At 71.6% G+C, this 26,224-nt stretch carries 26 protein-coding genes; 9 read left to right on the forward strand and 17 right to left on the reverse strand.

Annotated elements, in window-relative coordinates:
- The first annotated feature begins 41 nt into the window (after nucleotides 1-41).
- Entirely contained in the window at nucleotides 42-269 is a 228-nt protein-coding gene (locus MILUP08_RS31275; RefSeq protein ID WP_007465428.1) for a DUF3107 domain-containing protein, read from the forward strand.
- A gap of 76 nt (nucleotides 270-345) precedes the next feature.
- Here the strand turns inward: MILUP08_RS31275 and MILUP08_RS31280 are convergent, their stop codons facing one another.
- Nucleotides 346-996: a ferritin-like fold-containing protein gene (locus MILUP08_RS31280; protein WP_007465430.1), complete on the reverse strand. Its 651-nt coding sequence runs from the start codon at nucleotides 994-996 to the stop codon at nucleotides 346-348.
- A gap of 316 nt (nucleotides 997-1,312) precedes the next feature.
- Here MILUP08_RS31280 and MILUP08_RS31285 point away from each other — a divergent pair, with 316 nt between their 5' ends.
- Together MILUP08_RS31285 and MILUP08_RS31290 are read left to right on the forward strand one after the other, a co-directional pair.
- Entirely contained in the window at nucleotides 1,313-3,016 is a 1,704-nt protein-coding gene (locus MILUP08_RS31285; RefSeq protein WP_039906971.1) for a DEAD/DEAH box helicase, read from the forward strand.
- Between the two features lie 89 nt (nucleotides 3,017-3,105).
- Complete coding sequence (locus tag MILUP08_RS31290; RefSeq protein WP_007465433.1) at nucleotides 3,106-4,260, forward strand: class I SAM-dependent methyltransferase; 1,155 nt, start codon at nucleotides 3,106-3,108, stop codon at nucleotides 4,258-4,260.
- Between the two features lie 73 nt (nucleotides 4,261-4,333).
- On the opposite strand, the gene MILUP08_RS31295 is transcribed toward MILUP08_RS31290, so the two are convergent.
- A complete protein-coding gene (locus tag MILUP08_RS31295) occupies nucleotides 4,334-4,777 on the reverse strand; it encodes a hypothetical protein (protein WP_007465435.1) in 444 nt (147 codons plus the stop codon).
- A gap of 240 nt (nucleotides 4,778-5,017) precedes the next feature.
- Here MILUP08_RS31295 and MILUP08_RS31300 point away from each other — a divergent pair, with 240 nt between their 5' ends.
- Entirely contained in the window at nucleotides 5,018-5,434 is a 417-nt protein-coding gene (locus MILUP08_RS31300) for a helix-turn-helix domain-containing protein (protein WP_007465436.1), read from the forward strand.
- 123 nt (nucleotides 5,435-5,557) lie between these two features.
- On the opposite strand, the gene MILUP08_RS31305 is transcribed toward MILUP08_RS31300, so the two are convergent.
- From MILUP08_RS31305 to MILUP08_RS31320, 4 genes are all read right to left on the reverse strand, one after another.
- Nucleotides 5,558-6,493, reverse strand: a complete 936-nt coding sequence (locus tag MILUP08_RS31305; RefSeq protein ID WP_007465438.1) for a hypothetical protein — start codon at nucleotides 6,491-6,493, stop codon at nucleotides 5,558-5,560.
- Nucleotides 6,486-6,716 carry a heavy-metal-associated domain-containing protein gene (locus MILUP08_RS31310; RefSeq protein WP_007465440.1) on the reverse strand — a complete coding sequence of 77 codons (231 nt, stop codon included), beginning with the start codon at nucleotides 6,714-6,716 and terminating at the stop codon, nucleotides 6,486-6,488. The genes MILUP08_RS31305 and MILUP08_RS31310 overlap by 8 nt, the downstream gene beginning before the upstream one ends.
- Before the next feature lie 188 nt (nucleotides 6,717-6,904).
- Nucleotides 6,905-9,034 carry a RecQ family ATP-dependent DNA helicase gene (locus MILUP08_RS31315; RefSeq protein WP_007465442.1) on the reverse strand — a complete coding sequence of 710 codons (2,130 nt, stop codon included), beginning with the start codon at nucleotides 9,032-9,034 and terminating at the stop codon, nucleotides 6,905-6,907.
- A gap of 9 nt (nucleotides 9,035-9,043) precedes the next feature.
- Nucleotides 9,044-10,759 carry an AfsR/SARP family transcriptional regulator gene (locus MILUP08_RS31320; RefSeq protein ID WP_007465444.1) on the reverse strand — a complete coding sequence of 572 codons (1,716 nt, stop codon included), beginning with the start codon at nucleotides 10,757-10,759 and terminating at the stop codon, nucleotides 9,044-9,046.
- A gap of 142 nt (nucleotides 10,760-10,901) precedes the next feature.
- On the opposite strand from MILUP08_RS31320, the gene MILUP08_RS36195 reads away from it, so the two are divergent.
- On the forward strand, nucleotides 10,902-11,723 hold the full coding sequence (locus MILUP08_RS36195; protein WP_007465446.1) for a hypothetical protein: 822 nt from the start codon (nucleotides 10,902-10,904) through the stop codon (nucleotides 11,721-11,723).
- A 77-nt stretch (nucleotides 11,724-11,800) separates the two neighbouring features.
- Here the strand turns inward: MILUP08_RS36195 and MILUP08_RS31330 are convergent, their stop codons facing one another.
- The 8 genes from MILUP08_RS31330 to MILUP08_RS31365 all read right to left on the reverse strand — a co-directional run bounded on the left by MILUP08_RS31330 (nucleotide 11,801) and on the right by MILUP08_RS31365 (nucleotide 18,118).
- Nucleotides 11,801-12,547: an SDR family NAD(P)-dependent oxidoreductase gene (locus MILUP08_RS31330; protein WP_007465448.1), complete on the reverse strand. Its 747-nt coding sequence runs from the start codon at nucleotides 12,545-12,547 to the stop codon at nucleotides 11,801-11,803.
- 101 nt (nucleotides 12,548-12,648) lie between these two features.
- A complete protein-coding gene (locus MILUP08_RS31335; RefSeq protein WP_007465450.1) occupies nucleotides 12,649-13,752 on the reverse strand; it encodes a branched-chain amino acid ABC transporter permease in 1,104 nt (367 codons plus the stop codon).
- Entirely contained in the window at nucleotides 13,749-14,639 is an 891-nt protein-coding gene (locus tag MILUP08_RS31340; RefSeq protein WP_007465452.1) for a branched-chain amino acid ABC transporter permease, read from the reverse strand. Before MILUP08_RS31340 ends, MILUP08_RS31335 begins: the two co-directional genes overlap by 4 nt.
- Nucleotides 14,639-15,418 (reverse strand): ABC transporter ATP-binding protein, encoded by a 780-nt coding sequence (locus MILUP08_RS31345; RefSeq protein WP_007465454.1) that lies wholly within the window; start codon nucleotides 15,416-15,418, stop codon nucleotides 14,639-14,641. The genes MILUP08_RS31340 and MILUP08_RS31345 overlap by 1 nt, the downstream gene beginning before the upstream one ends.
- Nucleotides 15,418-16,161 (reverse strand): ABC transporter ATP-binding protein, encoded by a 744-nt coding sequence (locus tag MILUP08_RS31350; RefSeq protein ID WP_007465456.1) that lies wholly within the window; start codon nucleotides 16,159-16,161, stop codon nucleotides 15,418-15,420. The genes MILUP08_RS31345 and MILUP08_RS31350 overlap by 1 nt, the downstream gene beginning before the upstream one ends.
- A gap of 2 nt (nucleotides 16,162-16,163) precedes the next feature.
- Nucleotides 16,164-17,363, reverse strand: a complete 1,200-nt coding sequence (locus MILUP08_RS31355) for a substrate-binding domain-containing protein (protein ID WP_007465458.1) — start codon at nucleotides 17,361-17,363, stop codon at nucleotides 16,164-16,166.
- Between the two features lie 216 nt (nucleotides 17,364-17,579).
- Nucleotides 17,580-17,819: a hypothetical protein gene (locus tag MILUP08_RS31360; RefSeq protein ID WP_007465461.1), complete on the reverse strand. Its 240-nt coding sequence runs from the start codon at nucleotides 17,817-17,819 to the stop codon at nucleotides 17,580-17,582.
- A complete protein-coding gene (locus MILUP08_RS31365) occupies nucleotides 17,816-18,118 on the reverse strand; it encodes a DivIVA domain-containing protein (RefSeq protein WP_007465463.1) in 303 nt (100 codons plus the stop codon). The genes MILUP08_RS31360 and MILUP08_RS31365 overlap by 4 nt, the downstream gene beginning before the upstream one ends.
- 287 nt (nucleotides 18,119-18,405) lie before the next feature.
- Between MILUP08_RS31365 and MILUP08_RS31370 the strand changes: the two genes are divergently transcribed.
- The gene (locus MILUP08_RS31370; protein ID WP_007465465.1) at nucleotides 18,406-18,636 is read left to right on the forward strand and encodes a GntR family transcriptional regulator; all 231 of its coding nucleotides are present in this window, start codon (nucleotides 18,406-18,408) and stop codon (nucleotides 18,634-18,636) included.
- A 231-nt stretch (nucleotides 18,637-18,867) separates the two neighbouring features.
- Nucleotides 18,868-20,043, forward strand: a complete 1,176-nt coding sequence (gene tcmP, locus MILUP08_RS31375) for a three-Cys-motif partner protein TcmP (protein ID WP_007465467.1) — start codon at nucleotides 18,868-18,870, stop codon at nucleotides 20,041-20,043.
- A gap of 25 nt (nucleotides 20,044-20,068) precedes the next feature.
- Here tcmP and MILUP08_RS31380 read toward each other — a convergent pair whose 3' ends face one another.
- Together MILUP08_RS31380 and MILUP08_RS31385 are read right to left on the reverse strand one after the other, a co-directional pair.
- Nucleotides 20,069-20,824: a DUF5131 family protein gene (locus MILUP08_RS31380; protein ID WP_007465469.1), complete on the reverse strand. Its 756-nt coding sequence runs from the start codon at nucleotides 20,822-20,824 to the stop codon at nucleotides 20,069-20,071.
- Between the two features lie 393 nt (nucleotides 20,825-21,217).
- Entirely contained in the window at nucleotides 21,218-22,330 is a 1,113-nt protein-coding gene (locus MILUP08_RS31385) for a glycerophosphodiester phosphodiesterase (RefSeq protein WP_007465471.1), read from the reverse strand.
- Between the two features lie 142 nt (nucleotides 22,331-22,472).
- On the opposite strand from MILUP08_RS31385, the gene MILUP08_RS31390 reads away from it, so the two are divergent.
- Together MILUP08_RS31390 and MILUP08_RS31395 are read left to right on the forward strand one after the other, a co-directional pair.
- Nucleotides 22,473-23,807, forward strand: coding sequence for a TrkH family potassium uptake protein (locus MILUP08_RS31390; protein ID WP_007465473.1), 1,335 nt, complete (start codon nucleotides 22,473-22,475; stop codon nucleotides 23,805-23,807).
- A gap of 17 nt (nucleotides 23,808-23,824) precedes the next feature.
- Nucleotides 23,825-24,493 carry a potassium channel family protein gene (locus MILUP08_RS31395; RefSeq protein ID WP_007465474.1) on the forward strand — a complete coding sequence of 223 codons (669 nt, stop codon included), beginning with the start codon at nucleotides 23,825-23,827 and terminating at the stop codon, nucleotides 24,491-24,493.
- A 38-nt stretch (nucleotides 24,494-24,531) separates the two neighbouring features.
- On the opposite strand, the gene MILUP08_RS31400 is transcribed toward MILUP08_RS31395, so the two are convergent.
- Nucleotides 24,532-26,169, reverse strand: coding sequence for a serine/threonine-protein kinase (locus tag MILUP08_RS31400; RefSeq protein WP_007465476.1), 1,638 nt, complete (start codon nucleotides 26,167-26,169; stop codon nucleotides 24,532-24,534).
- Nucleotides 26,170-26,224 lie beyond the last annotated feature (55 nt).

Below are 26,224 nucleotides of genomic sequence, written 5' to 3' on the forward strand. Positions count from 1 at the left end.
AGCCTTCGCAGGGCGGTTATCGCCCCAGTTGAGGAGGCACAGTGGAGGTCAAGATCGGCGTGCAGTACGCGCCGCGCGAGCTGGTAGTGGACAGCGCGCAGACGCCGGCCGAGATCGAGCAGATCGTCACCGACGCCTTCGCCGGCAACGGCGGCACGCTCTCCCTGACCGACGAGAAGGGCCGACGGGTCATCGTTCCGGTCGAGAAGGTCGCCTACGTCGAGATCGCCGAGGCGTCCCCGCGATCGGTCGGTTTCACCGTTCGCTGACCGGTCCGGCCGTCGCGGCAGGTAGGCGTTTCCAGGCCACCTGCCGCGGGCCGGTTCCGCACCCGACGGGTGGCGGTCAGTTGTTCAGTCCGGCGACCGCCATCCGCGCGGTGTGCGCGGCGGTGAGCCTCCCGAACAGCCCCGGCACGTCGACCCGGTCGCCCCGCGCGATCAGCGCGGTGAGCGCAGCCCGTTCGGCGGCGACGCGCCCGGCCTGGGACAACGCCTCGCCGACCAGCCGTCGGGCCCACATGGAGAGCCGACCGGCAACCCGGGGATCATCGGCGACGGCCACCCGGATCTCGGCGACGGCGAACTCCGCGTACCGGGAGTCGTGCAGCACGTCCAGCACCAGCGCCCGGTCGGGCTCGTCCAGCGCGTCGGCGATCTCCCGGAGGAAGTCGTCGGTGATCGCGTCGCCCACGTACGCCTTGGTGACCACCTCCGCCCAGTCCCGCGGTTCGGTGGAGTCGTGGTACGCCTGCAACGGCTGCACGTAGGGCGTCATCGCCTCCTCCGGCGGCACGCCCAGCGCGGTGAGCCGGTCGGCGAGCCTTCGGTAGTTGCCGATCTCGGCCGCGGCCATCTGGCTCAGCGCGGCGCGTCGGTGCAGGTCGGGGGCGAGTCGCGCGTCAGCGGCCATGCGTTCGAAGGCGAGCAGCTCACCGAAGGCGACCAGGCCCAGCAGGTCGGCGACGGCGGGACCGGGGGTGGTCGGCGCGGACACGAGCGCAGGCTACCGTGCGGAGCCGGCGCCGGGTGGCCCGTGCGGGGCACGGCTGAACACCCGATGAAGTGTGGCGCAGGTCACATCTGATGGCCCCGCGTGGCGGCTGGCCGACCGGGAATCGGGACGTGAGCTTGCCTGTTCAGGTAGCATAGAGCAGTTGCCGTGGGCGCCGATCTGATCGAAGCTCAGCCCGCGGCGCGCGTGCGGCCCGGTCCGGCTCGGCAATCTGCCGCCGACCGTGTGGCCCGCGTCATACCGAACGCGCCCTGAGGACATGACGGGCGCACCCACGAGAGGGCACCCCCACATCCACATGAGCGAGCTGACTCAAGATCTGCTGGACGGCCAGGAACTGGCCCCCACCGCCCCGGTTCGACCCGAGGCTCCCACCTTCGCCGCCCTCGGCGCCCGCGAGGAGACCGTCGAGGCGCTGGCCGCGGCCGGCATCACCCGCGCGTTCGCCATCCAGGAGTACGCGATCCCGATCGCCCTGCGCGGCGTCGACCTGATCGGCCAGGCGCCCACCGGCACCGGCAAGACCCTCGGCTTCGGCGTACCGCTGCTCGACCGGGTCTTCGCGCCCGGCGAGGGCAGCGACGGCGTGCCGCAGGCACTTGTCGTCGTCCCCACCCGCGAGCTGGGCATCCAGGTCGCCAAGGACCTGGCCGCCGCCGGCCGGACGCGCGGCGTCCGCGTGCTGCCGATCTACGGCGGTGTGGCGTACGAGCCGCAGATCGACGCGCTGCGCAAGGGCGTCGAGATTCTGGTCGGCACCCCGGGCCGACTGATGGACCTGCAGAAGCAGAAGCACCTCCGACTGGACCGGGTGCACGCGCTCGTCCTCGACGAGGCCGACCGGATGCTCGACCTGGGCTTCCTCGACGACGTCGAGAAGATCCTGGCGATGCTTCCGGAGGACCGGCAGACGATGCTCTTCTCGGCGACCATGCCGGACCCGATCGTCACCCTGTCCCGGCGCTTCCTGCGCCAGCCGATGACGATCCACGCCGGGCACACCGCCGAGACCGGGCCGTCGCCGCAGACCGAGCAGTTGGTCTACCGCACCCACTCGATGAACAAGGTCGAGGTGGTGGCACGCATCCTCCAGGCGGAGGGGCGTGGCCTGACCATGATCTTCACCCGCACCAAGCGGGCCGCCGACCGGGTCGCCGAGGATCTCGACTTCCGCGGGTTCGCGGTCGCCGCGGTGCACGGTGACCTCGGCCAGGGTGCCCGCGAGCGGGCGCTGCGGGCGTTCCGCGCCGGCAAGATCGACATCCTGGTCGCCACCGACGTGGCGGCACGCGGTCTGGACGTCACGGGCGTGACCCACGTGATCAACTACGACTGCCCGGAAGACCAGGACACCTACACCCACCGGATCGGTCGTACCGGCCGGGCCGGGGCCACTGGTGTCGCGGTGACCTTCGTCGACTGGGACGACATGCCCCGCTGGCGGATCATCGACAAGACCCTCGGTCTGGAGATGCCGGAGCCGCCGGAGACGTACCACACGTCCCCGCACCTCTACACCGATCTGCACATCTCCACCGAGGTCAGCGGCACTCTGCCCACTGCCGAGCGCACCCGGGCCGGGCTGTCCGCCGAGATCGAGGAGGACCTGGGCGGGACGACCCGTTCCCGCCGGGGCGACAGCGGTGGCCGGGCCCCCCGACGCGGTGAGAGCCGTGGCGATGGCCGGGGCGAGCGCCGTGGCCGGGGCGACGGCCGCCGGGACCGCACCGACGCCGGCACGCCGGCCGCCGAGGCGGCACCCACGGACACCGCCGACGACGACGCCAGCCGCACCCCCCGCCGCCGGCGTCGCCGCCGTGCCGGCGAGACGGTGGCGGGCGAGCCGACCGCGGTGATCGCGGCCGACACGGCGGCGCTGGCCGAGACGGCCTCCGCCCCCGCCGCGACCGCCGAGGGCGAGGCAACGAAGCCGCGCCGCCGCCGGCGTCGTCGTGGTGGCGGTTCCGGCGCGGGTACGCCGGCCGAGGCGACCGCGGACTGACGCAGCGAGATTTCCCCGACATCCCCCGCACCGCCTCAGCGCGGTACGGGGGATGTCGCCTTCCCACCCCACCTGCCGAAGATGGAACGATGCCGGAACCACTGGATGCTGCCCTGACCGAGGTTCGTGCCCTGCTGCTCGACCCCGCGCTGACCCGGGCGGTCGCCGCCGGGCGTCGCCGGGGGCAACGTCCCACCGTCGTGCGGGCCGAGCTGCGTCCGGTGACGCTCAAGGCCGGCCCGCGGTTGCAGATCGCCACCTCCGACGGCGCGCGGCCGTACACCCGCAACGTCGCCCCCGGTCCGGAGGCTGCCGTGGCGGTCGACGAACTGCTGGCCGAGCCGTTCGGCAACTGGCACGTGGAGACTGCCGAGGCGACCCTCCAACTGCGGGTGACCAAGTCCGGTGAGGCGCAGGTGCACCGGGCCGCGACGACCCGCCCGGCGGCCACGCCGGGTGGGAACGACCGGGCCAAGGAATACCTGCTCGACCCGGGCGATCCGATCTTCGCGGAGATCGGCGGCTCGGCTGCCAAGCGCCGCCAGGTCGACGCGTTCCTCCGAGCCCTGGCCGCCACCCTGCCCGACGACCTGACCGGCCCACTGCGGGTGGTCGACCTGGGCTGCGGCAACGCCTACCTGACCTTCGCCGCCTACCGTTACCTCGCCGGTCGGGGGCTCGACGTCGAGCTGGTCGGCGTGGACGTCCGGGAGGACCAGCGGCGGCGCAACACCGAGCTGGCGCAGCGACTGGGCTGGGCCGACAAGGTCAGCTTCGTCGCCGGCACGATCGCCGAGGCCGTCGTCGACCCCGCCCCGGATCTGGTGCTGGCGCTGCACGCCTGCGACACCGCCACCGACGAGGCGCTGGCCCGCGCGATCCGCTGGGAGGCCCGCTGGGTGCTCGCCGCGCCGTGCTGCCACCACGACCTGGCCAAGCAGCTACGCGCCCAGCCCACCCCGGCGCCGTACGACCTGTTGACCCGGCAGGGCATCCTGCGCGAACGCTTCGCCGACGTGCTCACCGACGCGCTGCGCGCGGGGCTGCTGCGGGTGCACGGGTACCGGGCCGAGGTGGTGGAGTTCGTCGACTCCCAGCACACGCCCCGCAACCTGCTGATCCGAGCCCGCCGGAGCGGCGCCGGCGATCCACGAGAGGCGGAGTACCGCGAGCTCGTCGACCAGTGGCGGGTCACACCCCGACTGGAGACCCTGCTCGCCACCGACGCGGCGCCCACCGCTTAGCGCCCAACCGCTGGCCGGTGGCACGCGGAGACGGTCACTGCCGACCCGGCCAGCCTCGGCCGTCGACGTGGCGTCAGCGTCGGCGGTCGCCGTTGTTGCCCCGGTCCCGTACGCCGGAGCGCTCGAAGACCGACACCCGGTCCCCGCCGCGGCGCGGGGTCGAGTGCTCGTCCTCGCTCGCACTGCTCGGGAAGGGCACCACCTTGCCCGAGCTCTCGGCGTTGCCGGCGGCCGTGAACGCGTTCCAGGAGATGTCGACGAGCAACTTCTTCGTCTCGGCGTGCCGGATGGCGGCGTTGCGTTGCAGCGCCATCCGGGCGCCCAGGACCACCGCCACCAGCGTGGTGGTGATCGCGCCGGTCGCGGCCAGCACGTGGAAGCCTGTCGCCGTGTCGGTGCGGAGCACCAGGACCAGCAACCAGACCCAGAACCCGGCGGCGAAGACGCCGGCCTTGGCGACGAAGAAGAGGCTCACCGTACCGGGCTGGTACGGCTGCGGACGGCTCGATTCGGCCATGGTGCTCCTCGACGGTGGTCCGGGCGAACGCGGCACGCGCGCGTGCGCCGTGCCGGGACGGGCACCGAGCTTAGTGGAAGAACGATGATGATCGCTCGGTGCCGGTACGAATACTGCCCGAGTTGGAGTCTCGTCCATGGGACAGTTTGTGCGGTCAGTCAGTGGTTTCCGGTCCCCGGCGTACTACGCTCGGGAGGCGCATCTTCCCAGTGCTCGGCCGGGAGGGAAAGACATACCGGAATGGGTTCCGCAGACGTGTCACCGCAGATGGCGTTCGCCCGCTTCGTCCGGCGCGCCATCGACGACGCTCGCGACGAGCGCGGATGGACCGTGACTGATCTTGCCTCGCACACGGGCGTGGGCCGCTCCACCGTGTTCCGTTGGCTCGCCGGTGACTGGCAGGACTACCCCGAGTTGGCCAAGGTGCGCGGCTTCTGCGCCGCACTTGATCTGCCGGTGGCCGCCGCGTTCCGCGCGCTCGGACTGCCCGACGCGGGTCCGACGCCCCGCCGCCGCGGCGATGACGGCCCGGTCGAGGCCGACGTGCGGGCGATCCTCGACCGGCTGGCCGATCCCACCGTTCCGGCCGAGGAGAAGCACCACATCCGCGACCTGCTCCGCTACCTGGCCCGCCGCCCCACCCGCCGCGCCGGCTGACCCCCCCCACCCCCAAGACCCACCCCACCCCCGCGTTAATCATGAAGTTATTGCCCCGACACGCCGCGGGCAGTGGCAATAACTTCATGATCAACGCCGCAAGGGCGGGGGTTGACCGGCCGGTCAGGTGACGGTCAGGGTGAATTCGGCGGTGTGCACCTCGTTGGCCACCTGGAAGTCGAGGTAGAGGCGGTAACGGCCCGGGCCCGGGGTGGTCAGCCAGAACTTCACCTGACCGTCGGCCAGCTCCGGTTCGGGGTGCACGTGCAGGTAGCCGAGGTCGCCCTCGCGCAGCGCCACCAGGTGGCCGTACGCCCCGAGGTAGCGCTGCAACGCCGCGCTGCCGTCCGCGCCGTCGATCCGGAAGGTGAGCGGCACCGTGACGCCGGACTGCGGGGTGCCCTGGTAGCCGACGGTGAACCCGTCCACGGTCGTCGAGGTGGCCGCCGCCGGCAGCGGACGAGGCTGGTAGCTGCCCGGCACGACCAGGTCCACGCCGAGGGTCAGCGCGCTCTGGGCGCCGTTGTCGGCGACCACAGTGAAGTCGGCGTACGCCCGCCAGACTCCGGGCTGCGTGAGGGTCACCGGGACCGCCCAGGTGCCGTCGGCCGTCATGGTCGGGTGCAGGTGCTGGTAGCCCGTCAGGTCCCGACGGACCACGATGAGGTGCATCGGCTTGTCGTGCACGATGGCGAACCGGGTGACCGGGCGACGTTGCACGTCGCGTACCTGAAAGCGGAGCTGCCCGGGGCGGCCGAGGAGAAACTCGGTGGCCAGGGGGACGAGCGTGTAGCCGCCCGAGCTGACCGACAGGCCGCCGGGCTCGGCGGCCGCGCCCTGGTCGGCGCCCGCCACGGACCCGTGGTCGTGGGCCCCGGTGCCCGGCGGGTGGGTGTGGTCGGCGGTAAGCGCCGCGGCGCCGCTGACGCCGCCGGTGGCGGGGGTGCCGTTCATGCGGCCGAGGCCGAAGCCGAGCAGCACGGCGAGCACCAGGCCGCCGACGATCAGCGCCAGCCGGACGGTGCTCCGGTCCGGCGTGACGGCGGTCTGCTCAGGCACCGCCAGCGTCCAGTACGTAACCGGCCTCGTCGACGGCCGCCCGCACCGACTCGTCGGGCAGCGGGCTGTCGCTGGTCACCGTCGCGGCGCCGGAGGCCAGGTCGACCTGGACCTGCCGCACACCGGGCAGCGCCGACAGCTCGTCGGTGACCGCGGACACGCAGTGCGCACAGGTCATGCCGGTGATGGCGTACGCGCGGGTCACGGGCTGCTGATCGGTCATGCCGCCACCGTACCGCCGCGCCCGGCCGACCCCGCCCGCCGCCGGGGTGGCGTGGCGACCGTCGCAATCCGCGCGGCCCGGGAACTTTCCGCCCCGGCGGACCGCCGGCTCCCGCCGCCCCCGCCGGCCCAGGGGATCCGGCCCGGCAGCGCTGCCGGACCCGGGGCACCGCGAGCACGAACCGCGGCTCAGCCGGCCACGGCGAGTGCGAGCGGGAGCACGTCCGGAGCGCCGGCCCGCCGCAGCGCGCGGGTCACGATCGTCATCGTCCAACCCGAGTCGACCAGGTCGTCGACGAGCAGCACCGGCCCCTCCAGCCCGGCCAGCGCGTCGGCCAGGTCGGCCGGAACGGTGAAGGCGTCGTGCAGCGCGCGTACACGCTGGGCGCTGTTGCCGCGCGGCCCGCCAGGGCCGCCCGGACCGGTCGGTGTGACCGCGCCGAGCAGCGGCAGCCGGCCCACGGCGGCGATCCGCTCGGCCAGCGAGCCGACCAGCAGGGGGCGACGGCGGGAGCCCACCGCGACCACCCCGACCGGGCGGCGAGGCCACGGATCGTCGCCGTGCGCCCACGCCTTCAGCACCTCGACCACCGCGCCGGCGACGTCGTCGGGCACCGGCACGTCGGGCGCCTCCGGGCCCACCAGATCCCGCAGCCGGCCGCCCCAGCCCAAGTCGGACAGGCGCCCGACCGCCCGGCCGGGCAGCGCCTGCTCGGCGGGGGCGATCCGGCCCTTGAGCGCGACGCCCACCGCGTCCAGCCCGGTCGGCCAGAGCTTCTTCGGGGCGATCTCCACACCGGGACGGCCCAGGAAGGTCTGCGCGGCGGCGAGCGCTGCCGTCGACACGTCGGCGGCGAAGAGCGGCTCGGCGCACCTGTCGCACCGGCCGCAGTCGGTCGCCTCGGTGTCGTCCAGGCGTTCCCGTAGATACCGCATCCGGCAGTCGGTAGTGGTCGCGTACTCCCGCATGGCCTGTTGCTCGACGGTGCGCGCCTCGGCGACGCGGCGCAACCGGGCCTCGTCGTAGACCCAGTGCTCGCCGGTGGCGAGCCAGCCGCCGCGCACCCGGCGGACCGCGCCGTCCACGTCGAGCACCTTGAGCATCAGCTCCAGGCGGGCGCGGCGCAGGTCGACGAGGGGTTCGAGGGCCTGGGTGGAGAGCGGGCGGTCGGTGTGCAGGGCCGCCAGCACGGCCCGGACCTGCTGCTCCGGTGGGAACGCCAGCGAGGCGAAGTAGCGCCAGATGGCGGCGTCCTCCGCGCCGGGCAGGAGCAGCACCTCGGCGTGCTCGACGGCCCGGCCGGCACGGCCGACCTGCTGGTAGTACGCGATCGGCGAGGGTGGCGCGCCGAGGTGGACGACGAAGCCCAGGTCGGGCTTGTCGAAGCCCATGCCGAGCGCGCTCGTCGCGACCAGCGCCTTGATCTTGTTGTCGAGCAGGTCCTGCTCGGCGGCCCGCCGGTCGGCGTCCTCGACCTGCCCCGTGTACGAGGAGACCGGGTAGCCGCGGGAGCGCAGGAACTCGGCCGTCTCCCCCGCTGCCGCGACGGTGAGCGTGTAGACGATGCCGGAGCCGGGCAGCTGGTCCAGGTGGTCGGCGAGCCAGGCCAGCCGGTGCGCCGGGCTGGGCAGGTCGAGGACGCCGAGCCGCAGCGACTCGCGGTCCAGCGTGCCGCGCAGGACGAGCGCGTCACCAAGCTGCTCGGCCACGTCCTGGGTGACCCGGGCGTTGGCGGTGGCGGTGGTCGCCAGCACGGGCGTGCGCTCGGGCAGGTTGGCGAGGAAGGTGCGCAGCCGCCGGTAGTCCGGCCGGAAGTCGTGCCCCCAGTCGGAGACGCAGTGCGCCTCGTCGACCACCAGCAGCCCGGTGGTCGCGGCCAGCTTCGGCAGCACACCGTCGCGGAAGTCCGGGTTGTTGAGCCGTTCCGGGCTGATCAGCAGCACGTCCACCGCGCCGGCCTGGATCTCGGCGGTGATCTCGTCCCACTCGTCGAGGTTCGCCGAGTTGATCGTGCGAGCCCGGATGCCGGCCCGCGCGGCGGCCTCCACCTGGTTGCGCATCAGCGCCAGCAACGGCGACACGATGACCGTGGGCCCGGCCTGGTCGGCCTGCCCGCTGTCGCGCAGCAGGGCGGTGGCCACGAAGTAGACAGCCGACTTGCCCCACCCGGTGCGCTGCACGCAGAGCACCCGTCGCCGGTCGACGACCAACGCCTCGATGGCCCGCCACTGATCCTCGCGCAGCCGGGCGTGCTCACCGGCCAGCCGGCGCAGCACCGCCTCGGCCCGCTCCCGTACCGCCGCCCGCTCGTCGCCCATCAGGCATTTCTACCAGGTAGGGCGGACGTCCCCTCCGGTCTGCTGCCGGGCAGCGGCCTGCTGCGGTATCGCGGTGGACGGACCCGGCATCGGGGGAAGGAAGACGAGGTGGTCGCGGAGGGAGTCGGTGAGCAGCAGCGGGAGGAGACAGCGGGCGGCCAGGTCCTCCATCGAACCGAACGGGCCACGCAGCCAGCGGTCCACCACCACCTGCCGGGCCTGCTCGGCGGTGATCCCGGGCAGCTCGGCGATCGTCGCCTCGGGGACCGCGTTGACGTCCACCAGGCCCCCGTCGTCGAAGGTACGGGGCAGGTCGGGCCGGCCGATGTGCAACTCCTGGCGCGCCGCCGGGTAGTGGTACAGCAGGTAGCGGGCCTGCTCACGGCGGACCCGGCGCTCGTGGGCGACCGGCCCGGTCGCCGCCGTGCCCCGTCCTGTGATCGCCGACCAGATCGCGCCGTTCAGCAGGAGTGTGTGCAGGACACCGAGCAGCCAGCTGAACAGCCAGGCGATGATCGCGACGAAGTCGACGGTGGTCACCTCGTCCGGGTCACCGGAGCCGACCACGCCGATGAACACAGCCATCGCCGACAGATAGCCGAGGGCGGCGAGCCCGTGTCGCCAGCTCCGTCGCCACACCGCGTAGACCAGCACCACCAGCCACGTGAGCAGGCCGAAGGAGAGCAGCCCGATCAGCGCGGCGACGATCGCCGTGCTGATACTGACCCACCGCCGCGCCCGCCGGGGTGGGGTGCCATGCACCGGGTACTGGCCCCGCGGCATCGGTGGGAACGCGGTGGACGGCGGAGCAGGCGGCGGAGCAGGCGGCGGAACGGCGGAGACCGGATCGGCTGGATCGACCGGGTCGGCTGCCCGCTCCTGGGCCGGCACCACCGCGACGGATCCCACGGTCGCTGGCGGGGGTGCCGCCGGCTCGGTCGCCGGCTTTGCCACCACCAGTGTCGGGTCGGCGCGCAGGATCCGCCCGTGCAGCACGCGCAGCGCCTCGCCCGGCTCGATGCCGTACTCCTCGCGGAGCAGGTCGCCGAACTCCCGGTAGGCGGCGAGCGCCTCGGCCTGCCGCCCGCTGCGGTAGAGCGCCAACATGAGCTGCTGCCGCAGCCGTTCCCGCACGGGGAACTCGGCCACCAACTCCACCAGCTCACCGACCGTCTCGCGGTGCCGCCCGAGGTCCAACGCCAGCTCGGCCCGGGTCTCCAAAGCCACGGCCCGCAACTCCACAAGCCGCTGCCGGGCCGCCTCGAAGATCGGCCCGGTGAAGCCGGTGAACGGCTCCCCCTGCCAGAGGTCCAGGGCGGTGGCCAGCTCGGCCAGCGCCTCGTCCGTACGCCCGGCGGCGTGCTGCTGGCGGGCGGCCTGCACGCCCCGTTCGAAGCGGACCGCGTCCACGGCCTCGGGGTCCACCCGCAGCAGGTAGCCGGCGTCGGTCAGGCTGAGCACCTGCCCCGGCGTACGCGGCGACCGGTCCGGTTCCAGAACCCGCCGCAGTCCGGCCACGTACTTCTGCACGACGTTGGGGCCGTTCGCGGGTGGCTCCTCCGGCCAGACCGCGTCGACGATCTGCCCGGTGGACACCGGACGGCCGGCCGAGAGCAGCAGTACGGCGAGCACCGCGCGCTGCTTACCCGGACCGAGGTCGATCTCCCGGTCGGCGTACCAGGCCCGCTGAGGCCCGAGGATCTCGAAACGCAGCTGTCCTGACATGCGAGTTTTCGCTCCTGACACCTCCGGGAGCGCCGGACGGCAGTGCCCGGCAGCCGGACGGCAGCATATCGGCAGCCGGACCGCCGTGCCGGCCGGCAGCATCGTCGTCGGCAGAAGCCAGGCAGCGAGAAAGAGAAGTGCGATGACACACGCAACGGGCACCGCCGGCACCATCCTGCGGACGGTCGGTACGGCCGCCGCCGTGCTGGCCGCGACCACCCTGCTCGCGGGTTGCGGGCCGAAGAACGAACCGGCCGCGGCACCGCAGAGCAGCCCGTCCGCCAGCCCGAGCGCCAGCCCGAAGGAGGCTCTCCTGGACGCCGTTCCGGATGGCACCGAGGGGGCGTTCCGGTTGAGCGGCAAGGACGCGTCGAGCACTGTCGACGGCCGGATCGACCCGGCGGCGAAGGGCCTCGAACTCAACATGGCCATGCCGCGGGACTCCGACGGCATCGCGTTGAAGATGTCGTTCCTGGTGATCGAGGATCAGTCCTGGGTGAAGGTGAAGCTGAGCGGCCGCCCCGGCCTGCCGAAGTTCCCTGACAAGTGGATGAAGCTGGACCGCGCGAAGCTGACCGACGCCGCGAGCATCCCGACGTACGACGGTGTGGACCAGGGCAACGCAGGGCCGCTGATCCAGGCGGCCACCTCGGTCGAGGAGAAGAGCCCCGGGCAGTACGTCGGGTTCATCGACGTGAGCGAGACGGAGGCGGCGAAGGCGCTGGAGGACGGCGAGGCGGCGGCCCTCGGGGAGGCCGCGAAGAAGGTGCCGTTCACCGCGGTGGTCGGTGCGGACAAGCACCTGGCCTCGCTGACGCTGAAGATCCCGGCCGCCGGCAAGGCGAAGGCGTACGACTACGTCGTCAGGTACGCCGACTACGGCAGCGCGCCGAAGATCAGCGTGCCGACCGGCGCCGCCGCCACGAAGGCGCCGGCGATGGCGTACGAGTTGCTGAACGGCTGATCCACGACGCAGGAGGGCGGTGGCCACACGGGGGGCCGCCGCCCTCCAGCCTTGTCGGTCGGGGACGCGATCCTGGCTCAGCGGCCGAGGACCGAGCCGCCGTTGACGCCGAGGACCTGGCCCGTCACGTACCCGGCGGCGGGGCTGGCGAGGTAGCGGACCGCCTCGGCGATGTCGTCGGGAACTCCGGCCCGCCCGACCAGTGTCGCCGCGACCCTCTTCGCGTGCCCCTCGGCGGTCATGCGGTCACCGAAGAACTCGGTCTCGGCGACGTAGCCGGGGCTCACCACGTTTACCGTGATCTGCTCCGGGCCGAGCTGCGCGGCCAGGTCGTACGCCCAGCCGTGCAGGGCGGCCTTCGCCGCCGAGTACGGTCCACCGCCGCCGCGCTGGGCGGCGATCGAGCTGACCAGGATCACCCGCCCGCCGGGTCGACGCAGGGCCGGCCGCAGCGCCTCGGTCAGCAGTACGGCGGTGAGCACGTTGGCCTCGAGGTTGGCCCGCCAGTGCGCGGCGGTGCCGGCGAGCGTGTCGGTGTCCCCGCCCAGGTACCCGCCGGCGTTGTTGACGACCACGTCGACAGGCCGGTCACCGACCGCCGCGAGGACCGTGTCGAGCTGCTCCGGGTCGGTCAGGTCCGCCGTGACGGCGGTGACGGCGTCAGCCCGCCCGCAGTCCACGGAGATCCGCCCCGCAGCGGCAGTCAACACGTCCGTCCGCCGCCCGACGATCAGCACGTCGTACCCGTCCCGGGCGAGCGAACCCGCGACGGCCGCCCCGATCCCGGTCCCACCCCCACTGACAACCGCAACCCGCGAGTCCATCTCCCTACCTCCCCGTCGCAGAAACCCGTCGATCATGGAGTTATCGCCATCCGACACGGCGTGTCCTGACGATAACTCCATGATCGACGAGATCGGTGGGGTCAGCGTGGGGGGCGGAGGGAGCGGGTCAGGTGGGACAGGCGGGGGGCTAGGCTGGTTAGGCCTCCGGGGAAGAAGTAGACGGCCAGGATGAAGACCGTGCCCAGGACGAACAGGGGCTGGCTCAGCGGGTGGCTGAGGAAGGCCGGCAGGTTGTCGACCGCGTCACTCGTGCCGAAGGCGGTGAGCCGGTGGTCCAGGTACATGTAGAGGACACCGCCGAGCACCGGCCCCCACCGCGTGCCCGGCCCGCCGAGCACCACCATGACCAGCAGCGACAGGGTCAGCTCGGAGGACGTGATGTGCGGTGACGCGCCGCCGACGATGAGGACGTAGACCACCCCGCCCGCCGAGGCCAGGCCACCGGCCAGGGTGAACGCGACAAGCTTGTAGCGGTACGGGTCCAGCCCGAGCACACCGATCCGCCGCTCGTCGTCACGCAGCCCGGCGAGCACGCGACCGGTAGGTGACCCGCTCACCCGGTGCACCACGAAGACCACGAGCGTCAGGTACGCGAGCGCCAGCCAGTACAGGTTGACCGTGTTGGTCACCCCCACCAGCCCGGCGGGCAGCCCGGACACGTCCAGCGGAAGGCCCTCCTCGCCGCCGGTGAGCCCGCCGAAGTCCCGCGCCACCAGGATCGCGCCGACCTGCGCGAACGCGAGGGTGACCATGGCGAACGCGATGCCCACGGTCCGCAGCGCCACCGCGCCGAGCAGCGCCGCGAGGATGGTCCCGCCGGTGATGGTCAGCAGCGCCGCCTGCCACAGCGGCAGACCAGCCCGGGTGACGAGGATGTCGGTGCCGTAGACCCCGGCGGCGAAGTACAGCGCGTGCCCGAAGGACAGCATGCCGGTCCGGCCGAAGAGCAGGTCGTACCCGGCCGCCAGGCCACCGAAGATCAGACAGATGGCGAGCAGTTGCAGGGTGCCGGGCGAGTTGACCGGCCCCTCGAAGATCCCCGGAAGGGACATCGTCGAGTACGGCAGGATCGCCAGCACCGCCAGCGCGACAAGCGGCAGGAACGGGCGGACCCGGTGCCACCGCCCCCGCTGCGGGCTCAGTTCGTCAGGCACCTGCGCGGGAGGAGCGTCGATCACCGTCATGCCGTTGCCACCTTTCCGGCGATGCCCTGCGGGCGCAGCAGCAGCACCACGGCCAGCAGTCCGACCACGCAGATGTCGCCCAGCCCGGACGTGCCGTAGTAGTTGACGAACTGCTGCACCAGGCCGACGACGACCGCCGCGTAGGCGGAGCCGATCACCGAGCCCATTCCGCCGATCACCACCACGATGAACGCGAAGATCAGCAGCGAGCCGCCCTGGCCGGGCGAGACCGTGCCGAAGTAGACCCCGCCGAGCGCGCCGGCGAGCGCGGCTGCCGCCCCGCCGATCGCGAAGACAAGCGTGAACGCCTTGCGCACGTCGATGCCCAGCGCGGTCACCATCTCCCGGTTCTCCACCCCGGCCCGGATCACCAGGCCGTACCGGGTCCAGCGCAGGAACGCCAGGATCGCGCCGAGCACCAGCACCGCCGCGACGATCAGCAGCAGGCCGCCGTTGGGCACCTGCGCGCCGAGGATCCCGGTCACCTGCCGGGTCCAGTCGGGGCGCGGAAAGGTGCGGGCGTCCGCCCCCCAGGTCGCCTGGAGCAGCGCCACCCCGGCCAGCGACAGGCCGACGGTGACCAGCACCTGCTCGATGGTGCGGGAGTAGAGCGGGCGGATCAGCACCAGCTCGACCAGGATCGCGACAAGCGTGCCGGCGGCCACCCCGAAGGCGACAGCGAGCACGAAGCCGAACCCGTCCGGGCCGGCCCCCGGCAGGTTGCCGGCCGCCCACCAGGTGCCGTACGCGCCGACGCCGAGGAACAGCCCGTGCGCGAAGTTGAGCACGTCGGCCAGACCGAAGACCAGGGACAGGCCGGACGCGACCAGGAAGTACAGCGCCGCCAGGCCCAGCCCGGTCAGCGCCAACAGGATCACGGTGCCCATCAGTGCCGGTCCTTCCTCGCGACTGCGGGGCTCGCAAGCTCACTCCTCGCGCTCGGCGAGCTCACCTCCGCAGAGCCCACACCCAGCAGCGACTTCGTCAACGCGGTCTCCAACAGCAGCTCACGGGCATCGCCGGTCCAGGCCACCCGGCCGGCGGCCAGCACCACCGCGTCGCGGGCCAGTCGGCGTACGACTGCCAGGTTCTGCTCGACGAGCAGCACCGGCACCGACTCCGCGACCCGTTCCAACACCTCGGCCACCTCGGTCACCACCTTCGGCGCCAACCCCTTGGTCGGCTCGTCGACCAGCAGCAGCCGGTTGTCGTTGAGCAGCACCCGCCCGATCGCGAGCATCTGCTGCTGCCCACCGGACAGCGAGCCCGCCCGTTGGCGTCCGCGCCGGTCCAGCTCCGGGAAGAGCGCGAAGACCTTGTCGTACGCCGGGATGGTGCCGCGCCGCTCGGCGAGCCGCAGGTTCTCGGCGACGGTGAGGCCGGCGAACACGCAGCGGTCCTCGGGCACGTAGCCGAGCCCACCGCGGACCAGCCGGTGGGTGGGTCGGGCCAGCAGGCTCTGCGCGCCCATCCGGATGGTGCCGCGGACCTCCCCGGCGGGCGGGGTGAGGCCGACGATCGCGCGCAGCGTGGTGGTCTTGCCGACGCCGTTGCGGCCGAGCAGGACTGTCACGCCGGTCGGGGCGACAGTGAAGGACACCCCCTGGAGGATGTGCAGCCCGGAGATCCGGACCGACAGGTCCTCCACGGTGAGAACGGGTTCCATCAGAGCGACTCCCCCAGGTAGGCCTCTTGCACCGTGGGGTTCGCCATCACCGTCTCCGGGGTGTCGCAGGCGAGCAGCGCGCCGTGGTGCATGACGGCGATCCGGTCGGCCAGTTCGAGGATCACGTCCATGTGGTGCTCGACCATCAGCACCGCCCGACCGCTGTCGCCGGTCAACGACTTGATGACGGCGACCAGCTCGGGCACGTCCTCGGCGCTGACCCCGGCCATCGGCTCGTCGAGCAGCATCACGCGCGGCTCACCGGCGAGCAGCAGGGCGATCTCCAGCTTGCGTTTCTCGCCGTGGGCCAGGGTGCCGGCCAGCGCCGTACCCCGGTGGGCGAGGCCGACCCGGTCGAGCGCCGCGTCGGCGGCGGCGGCGACCTCCCGGTCGGCCGCCGCCCGCCGCCACAGCGCCATCGAGCCCCCGCGGTGTGCCTGCACGGCGAGCCGGACGTTCTCCCGCACGCTGAGCGAGCCGAAGACCGACGACTCCTGGAAGGTACGGCCCAGACCGAGGCGGGCCCGCCGGTGCGGCGGGAGCCCACCGATGTCCTGCCCGTCCAGGGTGATCCGGCCCTCCGTGGCCCGGCGCAGGCCGGTGATCAGGTTGAACAGTGAGGTCTTGCCGGCGCCGTTCGGCCCGATCACGCCCAGGAACTCCCCGGGCGCCAGGTCGAGGTAGACGCTGTCGACGATGGCGACCTCACCGATCCGCCAGGTCAGACCGCGGGTGGCGAGCATGGTCAGCCCTTCATGGCCACGGCCGGCGGCGCGGTCTCGTCACCGGTGAGGCTCTTTTGCGCGGTCGCCGTGAACGCGGTGCCGCTGCCGGTCAGCTTGGCCTGGAACATCGGCTGGAGCAGCGCGTGGTCGGCGGCCCGGATGGTCATCTTGCCCTTGACCCCGTCGAAGCTCCAGCCCTCCAGCGCGGTGACCATCTTGTCGACGTCGTCGCCGCCCTCCTGCACCGCGCGGACCACCATCTGGGCGGCGGCGAAGCCGTCCGGGTGGAACAGGTCGATGGTGTTCACCTTGGCCTTCAACGCCTTGCTGGCCTCGGTGTCGGACGCGCCGTCGAAGTAGTGCGACAGGAAGGAGATCTTCGCGCCGGCCGCCCCGAACGTCGGCCAGGAGGCCCGGATGTCCAGACCGGTGACGACAGTGGTGGAGGAGAGCACGCCCTGCTGGTCGAGCGTCTGCCACATCGCCGGGGCGGTCGTACCGGCCCAGGCGACGAAGAGCAGGTCCGGCTTGGCGGCCTTGATCTGGCTGGCGAACGGCGTGAACTCGGTGGCGCTGGCCGGTGCCCGGACGCTGCTCACGGTGGCGCCCGCGCTGCCGATGACGGCCTTGACGGCCGCCTCGTTGGCGTCGCCGAACGCGCCGTCCTGGGCGAAGACCACCACCTTCTTGCCGGCCGGGTCGCCGATGAACGACTTGGCGGTCACCACGTCCTGGTAGGACTGCCGCCCGGATCGGAACGTGTACTTGTTCGCCCCGGTCACCGCGTCGGTCGCGGCCGGGCCGGAGATGAAGAGAACCTTGTTCTGCGCCGCGATCGGCGCGACCTGGAGCGCCACGCCGGACGCGGTCGAGCCGGCAATGATCTTCGTACCCTTGCCGATCAGGTCCTTCGCGGCGGAGACGGCCTTCGCCGGGTCGCCCGCGTCGTCGACCTCGGTCAGCTCGATCTTCCGGTCACCCACCTTGCCGGTGCCCTTGGTGGCGAAGTCCAGCCCCGCCTTGAACCCCTCGATGTACTGCTTTCCGTAGCTGGCCAGGGCTCCCGACTGGGAGTACACCAGGCCGACCTTGACCGGTGCGGCGCTGTCGCCGCCGCCGGTGGCGGTGTCCTGCGGGCTACCACAGGCCGTGGCGGCCAACGCCGCGGCCATCATCGTGGCGGCGGAGAGGAACGCCCGCCGCGTGTGCCGGACCGTCATCGCGACTCCAGGTGAGGACAGGATGCTGTGTTGTCGGCTCACGCTAGAAGTGACGTCACCCACGGGCTATGTGGCGGAAACACACAAGTAACGGGAAGGGGGTGGCCGGGGGTTACAACGGGCCGCACTACCACCCGGTGACCCGCGCCCCCGATGGCCGGAATCCCCACGGACCGCCCGAACCGTGTGTCGCCTCGCGCCATCCGGCCCGCCCGCTCAATCGCAGGGCCCGTCGTGGTCGGCCGGGCGCGGACACCGCCGGCGCCCGCCGAGCAGACGGTCACAGAAAACCCGATGTCGTACGCCCTGAGCATCCTCTTCCGACACCGTCGTCTCGGCCCGGTCCACGTCGGCGAGGAAACCCAGCGCCCGCGTGATAGCCCGAGCGAACCGCAGCGCTCCCGACAGGTCCTCCGCGACCACCGGCAGATGCACCACGAAACGCTCCCCGCTCACCGCCGCGCCCCCGGGGTGAACCGGAACTGCCGGCGGCGCAGCGCCCGCTTGATCCGGACGTTCTCCTCAGTGGTCAGCACCAGGTCGCGCCGCGCTTGGGCCAGGTCACCGGTGAGCCGGTGCAGGAAGTCGTGCACCTCGACCGGGTCGAGCCCTCGGCGCACCTGCCGGAATTGGCGTTCCCGGATCTGGGAGATGGTCAGGGGGCGGCAGGACTCCGTCCGACACCAGCCAGAGTGCGGCGGGTGGGACGGACGACGGCGTAGGGCGCGGTAGAGCCGGGTGAGGACGGAGCGCATGGCCACCTCTCGGTCGCGTTGGACTGGAAGGCGGCCCGGCCCGCAGACAGGGGACGCGGGCCGGGCCGCCGGCCCCGCAGCCGCAGCCCTCATCGGCGGTACGGCCCCGCGGCCCACTGTGGTGTCCGACCACCGGGGTTTGCCGAACCAACCGGAGCCGAACATCCAGCAACCTACCCCAAATACTTGTGTAGGTCGACCCCTGGTCATCGCGACACGACAGCTTGTTGCAGTTACTGGTGTAGGCCCGGCATGATCAGAGATGCCGAACCAACCGGAGTCTCCCCATGCCTACAGCCGAACCCCCGTACCGACGGATCGCAAACGACCTCGCCGCCAAGATCAAGACTGGCGAACTACAGCCAGGCGACAAGCTTCCGTCGACCCGGGAACTCGCCGAGGCATACGGGGTCCACATGAACACCGCCTCGCGCGCGCTGTCGTTGCTGCACGATCGCGAGCTGATCACCGGCCAACCGGGCCGAGGCACCTACGTGGCCGAGCGACCCGGCCAGTAGAGCCCCGCCACCACGACGACTCGACCGCGTCGAGATCTCGCCCCGGCGCTACGCCGGTGTCAGATCATGGACTGAGGGCTGCGCAGCAATCAATCACAGGAAAGCCATCAGCCCTGCTCACTGGGCGCTTCGATGATCGCATCAGCCCCGCGTAGCCTCCTTGCGGCCAGCAGGCTCCGCAACGCAGCGCTACCTTCTCATGACCAGAAGTGAGCGATGCGGGGAGGACCGTTGTCCAACAACGACGAATTTTTCCGGTCGAAGAAGGCAGCGGCAGTGCTGAAGCACGGCATCCTCAAGCGCTATCCCGTGGTATTCGCCTCGAAGACAGGGCAGGGGAACCCCATCGTCTTCCTCGACGGCTACGCCGGCAGAGGCGAGTACGACGGCGGAGAGCCCGGATCTCCACTGCTGTTGTCCCGGTCCGCCGAGTTCGTCCAAGACTTCCGCGACGTGCTCGCATTCTTCGTCGAGCAGGATCCGGACAGCTACGCGAACCTGGAGCAGGTGCTCCGCGACAAGGGCGGGTCGGTTCGACGTGAACTTCGCCAGGGCACCCTTGACCAGCACCTACCCGAGGTGCTGGCCTTAGCCAAGGGTGCCTCGCTCTTCGCCTTCCTCGATCCCTTCGGTCCGGCTCTTGACTTCGATCTGATCCGGACGCGGCTGCTCGGGCGCCCGGGCTGGCCGCCGACCGAAGTGCTGCTGCACTTCAGCGTTTCCACCGTGGCTCGGATGGGACGGGCCGTCCACGTTGCCGAGAGTCGATCGGGTGGGCTGTCGGAGAGCGACCGGAGGACGGCCGCACGATTGGATCGGTTCCTGGGTGGCGGCTGGTGGCGCAGCTATTTCGCCGAGGTATCGGATGCGGGCGATGACCAGCGCGCCACGGACGTCGCACTCCGGGTTGCGGACAGGTACGCCCAAGATCTCACCCAGGGGTCCAACTACCAGGCGGTGCAAATGCCGGTGCGCCCACGCCCCGGCCTCGCCCCGAAGTACGTCCTTGCCCTGTTCACCACCCATGGCGAAGGTGCCTGGCATTTCGCCGACACCCTCGGCAAGGCTGGCGTCGAATGGGAGGAGGCGTGGGTCCGCGAACAGATCCGCCGGGGCGACCACGTGGCGGAGACGCTGTTCGGCGACGGTCCCGTCTTCGACGCTGAGCAGTACAAGGCCGAGAACGCCCCTCGCTGGTCAGCCACGATCGAGCGGAACCTCATCAAGGCGCTCGAACAAAACTCCACGATCAAGATCGCCGATCGCGTGCCGGAGATCTACGGTGATGTGCTTGGGCATGCCTGGGCACCACACGTACGGCAGGCCGTCAAGTCGCTGCATCGGCAGGGCCAAATCAGCAGCCCCGGCACGGGTGACTTCTGGAAGGAAGTCCTCCGGCGGCCTTGAGCCGGAGCCCCACCCTCGGCAGCCCCTATGCCTGCACGAGTAGGCGTGGCGCCGGCATCTCGTCCCAGGTCCGACCGTCGAGGTGCCGGCCGCCAACCTTCGGCGTACGCCCGCCCCACTGTTTGAAGAAGAAGGCGGTGCCAGCAGCCGCGCACTGATCCCTGAGGTCACGCACCCACGCCGGATCCATCGGGCGGCAGCCCTGCCCCGACTCGCCCCCCGCGATCAGCCAGTCGATGCCGTCGAGATCCAGGTCAACCAGTGGTCCTAGCAGCGGCTCAGCCGAGATGAAACGTACCGCAGCCGGCACCTCGCGGAGCTGGGCGACCCGTTCCCGCTGAGCGTGGTCCTCGACGCTCACGCCCATCCAGACGTTCGCCGGCCAGTCGATCTGATGGGCGACCTTCGCCAGCCTGGAGGCGCGCTTGGTGAGCACCTGGAAGGTGTGCCTGGGGGTCTCGCGCATGACAGCGAACACCTGTTGCACGTAGGTGAGAGGAACCCGAGCGTGGAACAGATCCGACATGGAGTTGACGAAGACGGTCCGGGGGTCACGCCAGCGTCGCGGTATATCGAGGGCATCCGGGTGTAGGGCGACGCCAAAACCGGGGCCGGAGGTGCGCGGGTCTCCGTCGGTCTGATACTTGGCCGAGCCCATGGCCTTCAAGCGCTTCGCGAGAGTCATCGCATAGCAGTTGTCGCAGCCCGACGAGATGCGGTCACAACCGGTGGTGGGGTTCCAGGTTGCTTCCGTCCACTCGATGGCGCTTTTGTCCGCCATGCGCCCCTCCTTCCGCTCGACGGGCCAATACTGTCGAACAACCGTACGCATGGGAAGGGTTGCACGGCGTGTCGGCCCGCCATCTTCGCTGGCTGTGAGAGCGCTGGCCATGCACCTGCAAAGCACGCGGGACGGACTGCGCGCGAGTGCGATTCGTTTACGGCATCAGCTCCATAGCGTCCGCGAAGTGCTACCCAGGCCCGCGAGGCCACCTGACCGGGCACCTCGGCGGGCGCCTGGGCGGGCCCGACGTGTCGCTGGCCCGCCGTCCGGGTGGCGGACGACGGGCCAGCGGGCGGGGCCGGGCGTGATAGGCCCGGCGGTCGGCTCGGGGCGGGTCAGCTCCGGGCCGAGGTCAGCTCGGAGGCAACGCCCGCCGAGGCTCGGAGTGGGTCAGAGGCCGGCGCGGGCGGCGACGGCGGTGTCCGGGTGGTCGCTGAAGACGCCGTCCAGACCCAGGCCGAGGAAGAGTTCGTACTCGGCCGTGATGTCGCCGCGCGCGTTCGGGTCGGTGCCGATCCGGAAGTCCACGGGGAGGAACTGGTTCTCCGCGCGGAACGTCCAGGAGTGCACGAGCAGCCCGTCGCGGTGCGCGTCGCGTACCACGTTTGTCGGGGCGAGCAGCGCGCCGGCGGCGTTCCGGGGCACGATCAGGCTCTTGTTCGCGCCGATACCGTCGGCGTACCCGGCGATCCACTTCAGGCCGAGGGCCGTGGCGAGGTCCTGGTAGCTGCGGGTGTCGCCGGCGACGGTGAAGTCGTACGGACGGCCGGTGGCGTCGAGGAGCTGGATGAGCTTCACGTCGGTCAGCCGGCTCAGGCGACGCAGGTTGGCCGTCTCGAACGACTGGATGAAGACCGGCGAGTTCTTGTGGTCCAGCTTGTTCTGCCGCAGCACCTTCAGCAGCGGCTCCTCCAACGGCAGGCCGATCGACGTGAAGTAGGTCGGGTGCTTGGTCTCCGGGTAGATGCCGATGGTGCGGCCCCGTGCCCGCCCCTCGGTGCGGGCGAGGTCGATGACCTCCTGGAGGGTGGGCACCTCGAAGCGTCCGTCGAAGGCGGTGTTCGCGACGCGTACCTGCGGCAGCCGCTCCTTGGCCCGCAGCGTCTTCAGCTCGGCCAGGGTGAAGTCCTCGGTGAACCAGCCGGTCACGGCGACGCCGTCGATGGTCTTCGTCGTCTTCCGGGCGGCGAACTCCGGGTGCGTCGACACGTCGGTCGTGCCGGAGATCTCGTTCTCGTGCCGGGCGACCAGGACGCCGTCGGAGGTGGACACCAGGTCCGGCTCGATGTAGTCGGCGCCCATCCGGATCGCCAGCCGGTACGCCTCCAGGGTGTGCTCCGGCCGGTAGCCGCTGGCGCCCCGGTGACCGATCACGATCGGCCGGTCGTTGCCTCGGGCGCGGTCCGCGCCGGTCGAGGGGTCGGCGGCCGCCATCGTGGGCACGGCCACGGCGGCGGCGAGCAGCGCGCCGGCCACGCCGAGGGTCGAGAGGGTACGTCGCAACGCCGTCTCCTGTCATCGAGGGATGTCGCAGACAGCAGACCGCCCGCGATTGACCGGGAGTTGGTCGACGGCTGGCCGGCAGGTGAATCTCCGGAATGGGCGTTCCCACTCGGGCGGGCACCCGGAAAAGGAAGATTGTCTGGTGCGCTGGTTTTTCCGCAACCCCGTGCGGCTGGTGCCGCTGGGGTTCCTGGTGCCGATCCTGCTCGGCACCGGGCTGCTGCTGGCGCGCTGGTCGACCATCCAGCACCAACGTCCGCCCCTGATCACCGCCCTGTTCACCGCCACCTCGGCGCTGTCCGTCACCGGCATGGCGGTCACCGACACCCCCAACTACTGGTCCGGCTGGGGCCTGGTGGTGATCACCCTGCTCACCCAGCTCGGTGGTCTCGGCATCCTCACCGTCGCGGCGCTTGTCATCCTCGTGGTCTCGCGCCAGCTCGGTCTGCGTAACCGGCTGCTGGTGCAGGCCGAGACGGCGGAGTTCGGCGTCGGCGACGTGGCCCGGTTGCTGCGCCGGATCGCGATCACCGTCTTCGCCTGCGAGGCGGTGATGACCGCTGTGGTCGCCGGCCGGCTCTGGTGGGCGTACGACTACACGCCCGCTCGGGCCCTCTGGTCGGGCGTGTTCCACGCCGTCCAGGCGTTCAACAACGGCGGCTTCTCGCTCTACAGCGACGGCCTGCTGGCCTTCGACCGCGATCCGTGGGTGTCGCTGCCGCTGGCGTTCGGTGCCATCGTCGGCGGGCTCGGGTTTCCCGCCCTGTTCGAGGCCGTACGCGAGTGGCGTAGGCCGGCGCGCTGGGCGGTGGCCACCAAGCTGACCATCTGGGGCAGCGCGGCGCTGGTGCTGCTCGGCACCGCCGGCCTGCTCGCCGCCGAGTGGACGAACGTCAGCACCATCGGGTTGTACGACGACGAGGGCAAGGTGCTCGCGTCGTTCACCCAGATCGCGTTGAGCCGCACCGGCGGCTTCAACGTGCTGAACATCGCCGACCTGCAGGAGGAGAGCTACCCGCTGCTGATCGTGCTGATGTTCATCGGCGGCGGCAGCGCCAGCACGGCCGGTGGCATCAAGGTGTCCACGTTCTTCCTGCTGGCGTTCACCATCTGGGCCGAGCTGCGCGGCGAGCCCGACGTGACGGTCGGGCACCGCCGGGTGGCCAACGCCAGCCAGCGTCAGGCCGTCACCGTGGCCCTGATCAGCGTCGCGCTGGTCGTGGCCGGAACGATGCTCGTGCTGCTGCTCACCGAGGGCGTGCGGTTCGTCGCGGCCCTGTTCGAGGTCACCTCCGCGTTCAGCACCACCGGGTTGACCATCGGTCTGGCCAGCGAGTTGCCGGCCAGCGGTCAACTGGTGTTGACCGTGCTGATGTTCATCGGTCGGATCGGGCCGCTCACCCTCGGGTCGGCGATCGCCCTGAACACCCGGCACAGGCTCTACCGCTATCCCCAGGAACAACCAATTGTCGGCTGACGAAGAGGAGGGTCGAGGTGTCGGCGAGACGATCGGACGGCAGCGGCATCGTGGTGATCGGGCTGGGTCGGTTCGGGTGCCACCTGGCCGGCGCTCTCACCCGGATGGACCGTGAGGTGCTGGCCATCGACCGCGACGCGGATCAGGTGCAGCGGTTCTCGACCCAGCTCGGCCGGGTGGTCCAGGCCGACGCGACCGAGGAGGGCGCCCTACGGCAACTCGGCGTCACCGGCTTCGGTCGGGCGGTGGTGGCCATCGGGGCGTCGGTGGAGGCGAGCGTGCTCACCGTGCTGGCGCTTGTCGAGCTGGGTCTGCCGCAGATCTGGGCGCGCGCCACGTCACAGAAGCACGCCAAGATCCTGTCGTCGGTGGGCGCGCACCACGTGATCTTCCCGGAGGCGGAGACCGGGGACCGGGTGGCGCACCTGATCGTCAGCCGGCTGCTCGACTTCATCGAGTTCGACGACGAATTCGCTATCGCCACCGTCCGGGTGCCGCAGTCACTTGTCGGTCGTACGCTGCTCGACCTGCGTCCGGACGAGCGCTACGGGGTCCGGGTGATCGGCGCGAAGGTGCCGGGCGAACGCTTCCGGTACGCCTCGGACGACACCGAGCTGCCGCAGGGTGGGGTGCTGGTCGTGGAGGGCGGGATCGAGCAGGTGCAGCGGTTCGCGGGGCGGAACTGACCCTCACTTGCGGTGCGCGCCGTGCCCCGCGGTGGCCTTCACCCTTTTCCCTTGCCACCACCCGACCCCTTCCCCTTGCCGGGCTTCTCCGGCTTGGGTTCGGCCTTCGCCGGGGCCTTCGGTGCGGTCGGCGCCTTGGGCGCCGCCTTGGTCGTCTTCTTCGGCGGGGCCTTCGTCGGGGCCGCCTTGCTCGGCGGAGCCGTGGCCGGGGTCGTCCCCGCCACCCCGGAGACGCGTACCCCGCAGGTGGCGTCGCCGAGCCGGAACTCCACAGGCAACGGGTTCGCCCCGCTGTACGTCCCGGCGAGGGTGAGCTTCTCGGCCGCGCCCGGCGCCAGGGTCGTCCGCTGCGCGGCGGGCCGGATCTGCACCGTGCCGCCCTGCTGCTGCACCGGGGCGGGCGTCGCCTTCGTCACCGTCTGCTGGCCGGGGAACGTGAAGTTCATCGTCCAGTCGCGCAGCTCGCGGTCGCCGGTGTTGGTCAGGGTCAGCTCGGCGGTGAAGTCCTTGCCGGAGTCGGTGCGCAGCGCGTACGCCACCTCGCAGGGCGCCGTCTCGGGCAGGCCCATCCGCGCCTCGGTCGTGGGCCGGTCCTCCCCGCTGGCGGGGCTGCGGGAGGTGAACCCCCACATCGCCCCGGTGACCGCGATCAGCCCGACGGCGGCCACCCCGGCCTCCACCCGCCGCCGCCGGCTCACCCGTCGGGCGCGGCTGCGCCGGGTACGCGAGAGCGGAAGCGCGTCCGTCTCCGCCGACCAGGGCAGGATCGTCGTGCCGGCGTTTGCCAACGCGACGGGGTCGAGTGGACCGCCCGCCGGCGAGACCGGCACGGCCGCCAGCATTCCGGCCGCCTCGGCGAGGGTCCGGGCCAGCTCGGCGGTGGTCGGCCGGTCGGCGGGACGCTTGGCCAAACAGCGCCGCACCAGGTCGGTCACCTCGTCGGGCAGCCCGGGTACCGTCGGCATCGGGTCCGGGTCGCTGTACATGTGCGCACGCAGCATCTGCGTGGTCGTGTTCGCCTCCCACGGCAGCCGGCCGGTGAGCATCCGGTAGAGCAGCAGCCCGACGGCGTACACGTCGGTGGCCGGGGAGACCTGCCCGTTGTCCAGCCGTTCCGGCGCGAGGTACGCGGGTGTGCCCAGCAGCGCGCCGTCGGGCCCCTTCTCGCTCTCCCCGACCAGCGCGGAGATGCCGAAGTCGACCACCTTCACCCCGGTCGAGGTGAGCATGACGTTGCCCGGGGTCACGTCGCGGTGCACGACCCCACGACCGTGCGCGGTGGCCAGCGCCGAGCTGACCTCCGCGCCGATCGTCACCGCCTCGCGCCACGGCAGCCGTACCTCCCGGCCGAGTCGGCCGGCCAGCGAACCACCGTCGACCAGCTCCATCACCACGTACGGCACGGTCAGGCCGACCTGGTGGGACTCGCCGTAGTCGTACACGTTGGTGATGTTCGGGTGGCAGAGCCGCGCGGCGGCCTGCGCCTCGACGCGGATCCGGTGCCGGAAGGCCCGGTCGCTGGCCAGCCGTGAGGCCAGCACCTTCACCGCGACCTGGCGGCCCAGCACCTCGTCGTAACCGCGCCAGACCACCGACATGCCGCCCGCGCCGAGCTGCTCGATGAGCCTGTACCGCTCATCGAGCAGTTGCGCGCCGTTCTGGTCCCCACCGCCCATGGTGGCCGTTCTTGCCCGCAGGCGACCGGGCTACACCTGAAGGATCGGAATCGGT

Origin of the sequence: Micromonospora lupini str. Lupac 08 (genome assembly GCF_000297395.2) — a bacterium.
GTDB lineage: Bacteria > Actinomycetota > Actinomycetes > Mycobacteriales > Micromonosporaceae > Micromonospora > Micromonospora lupini.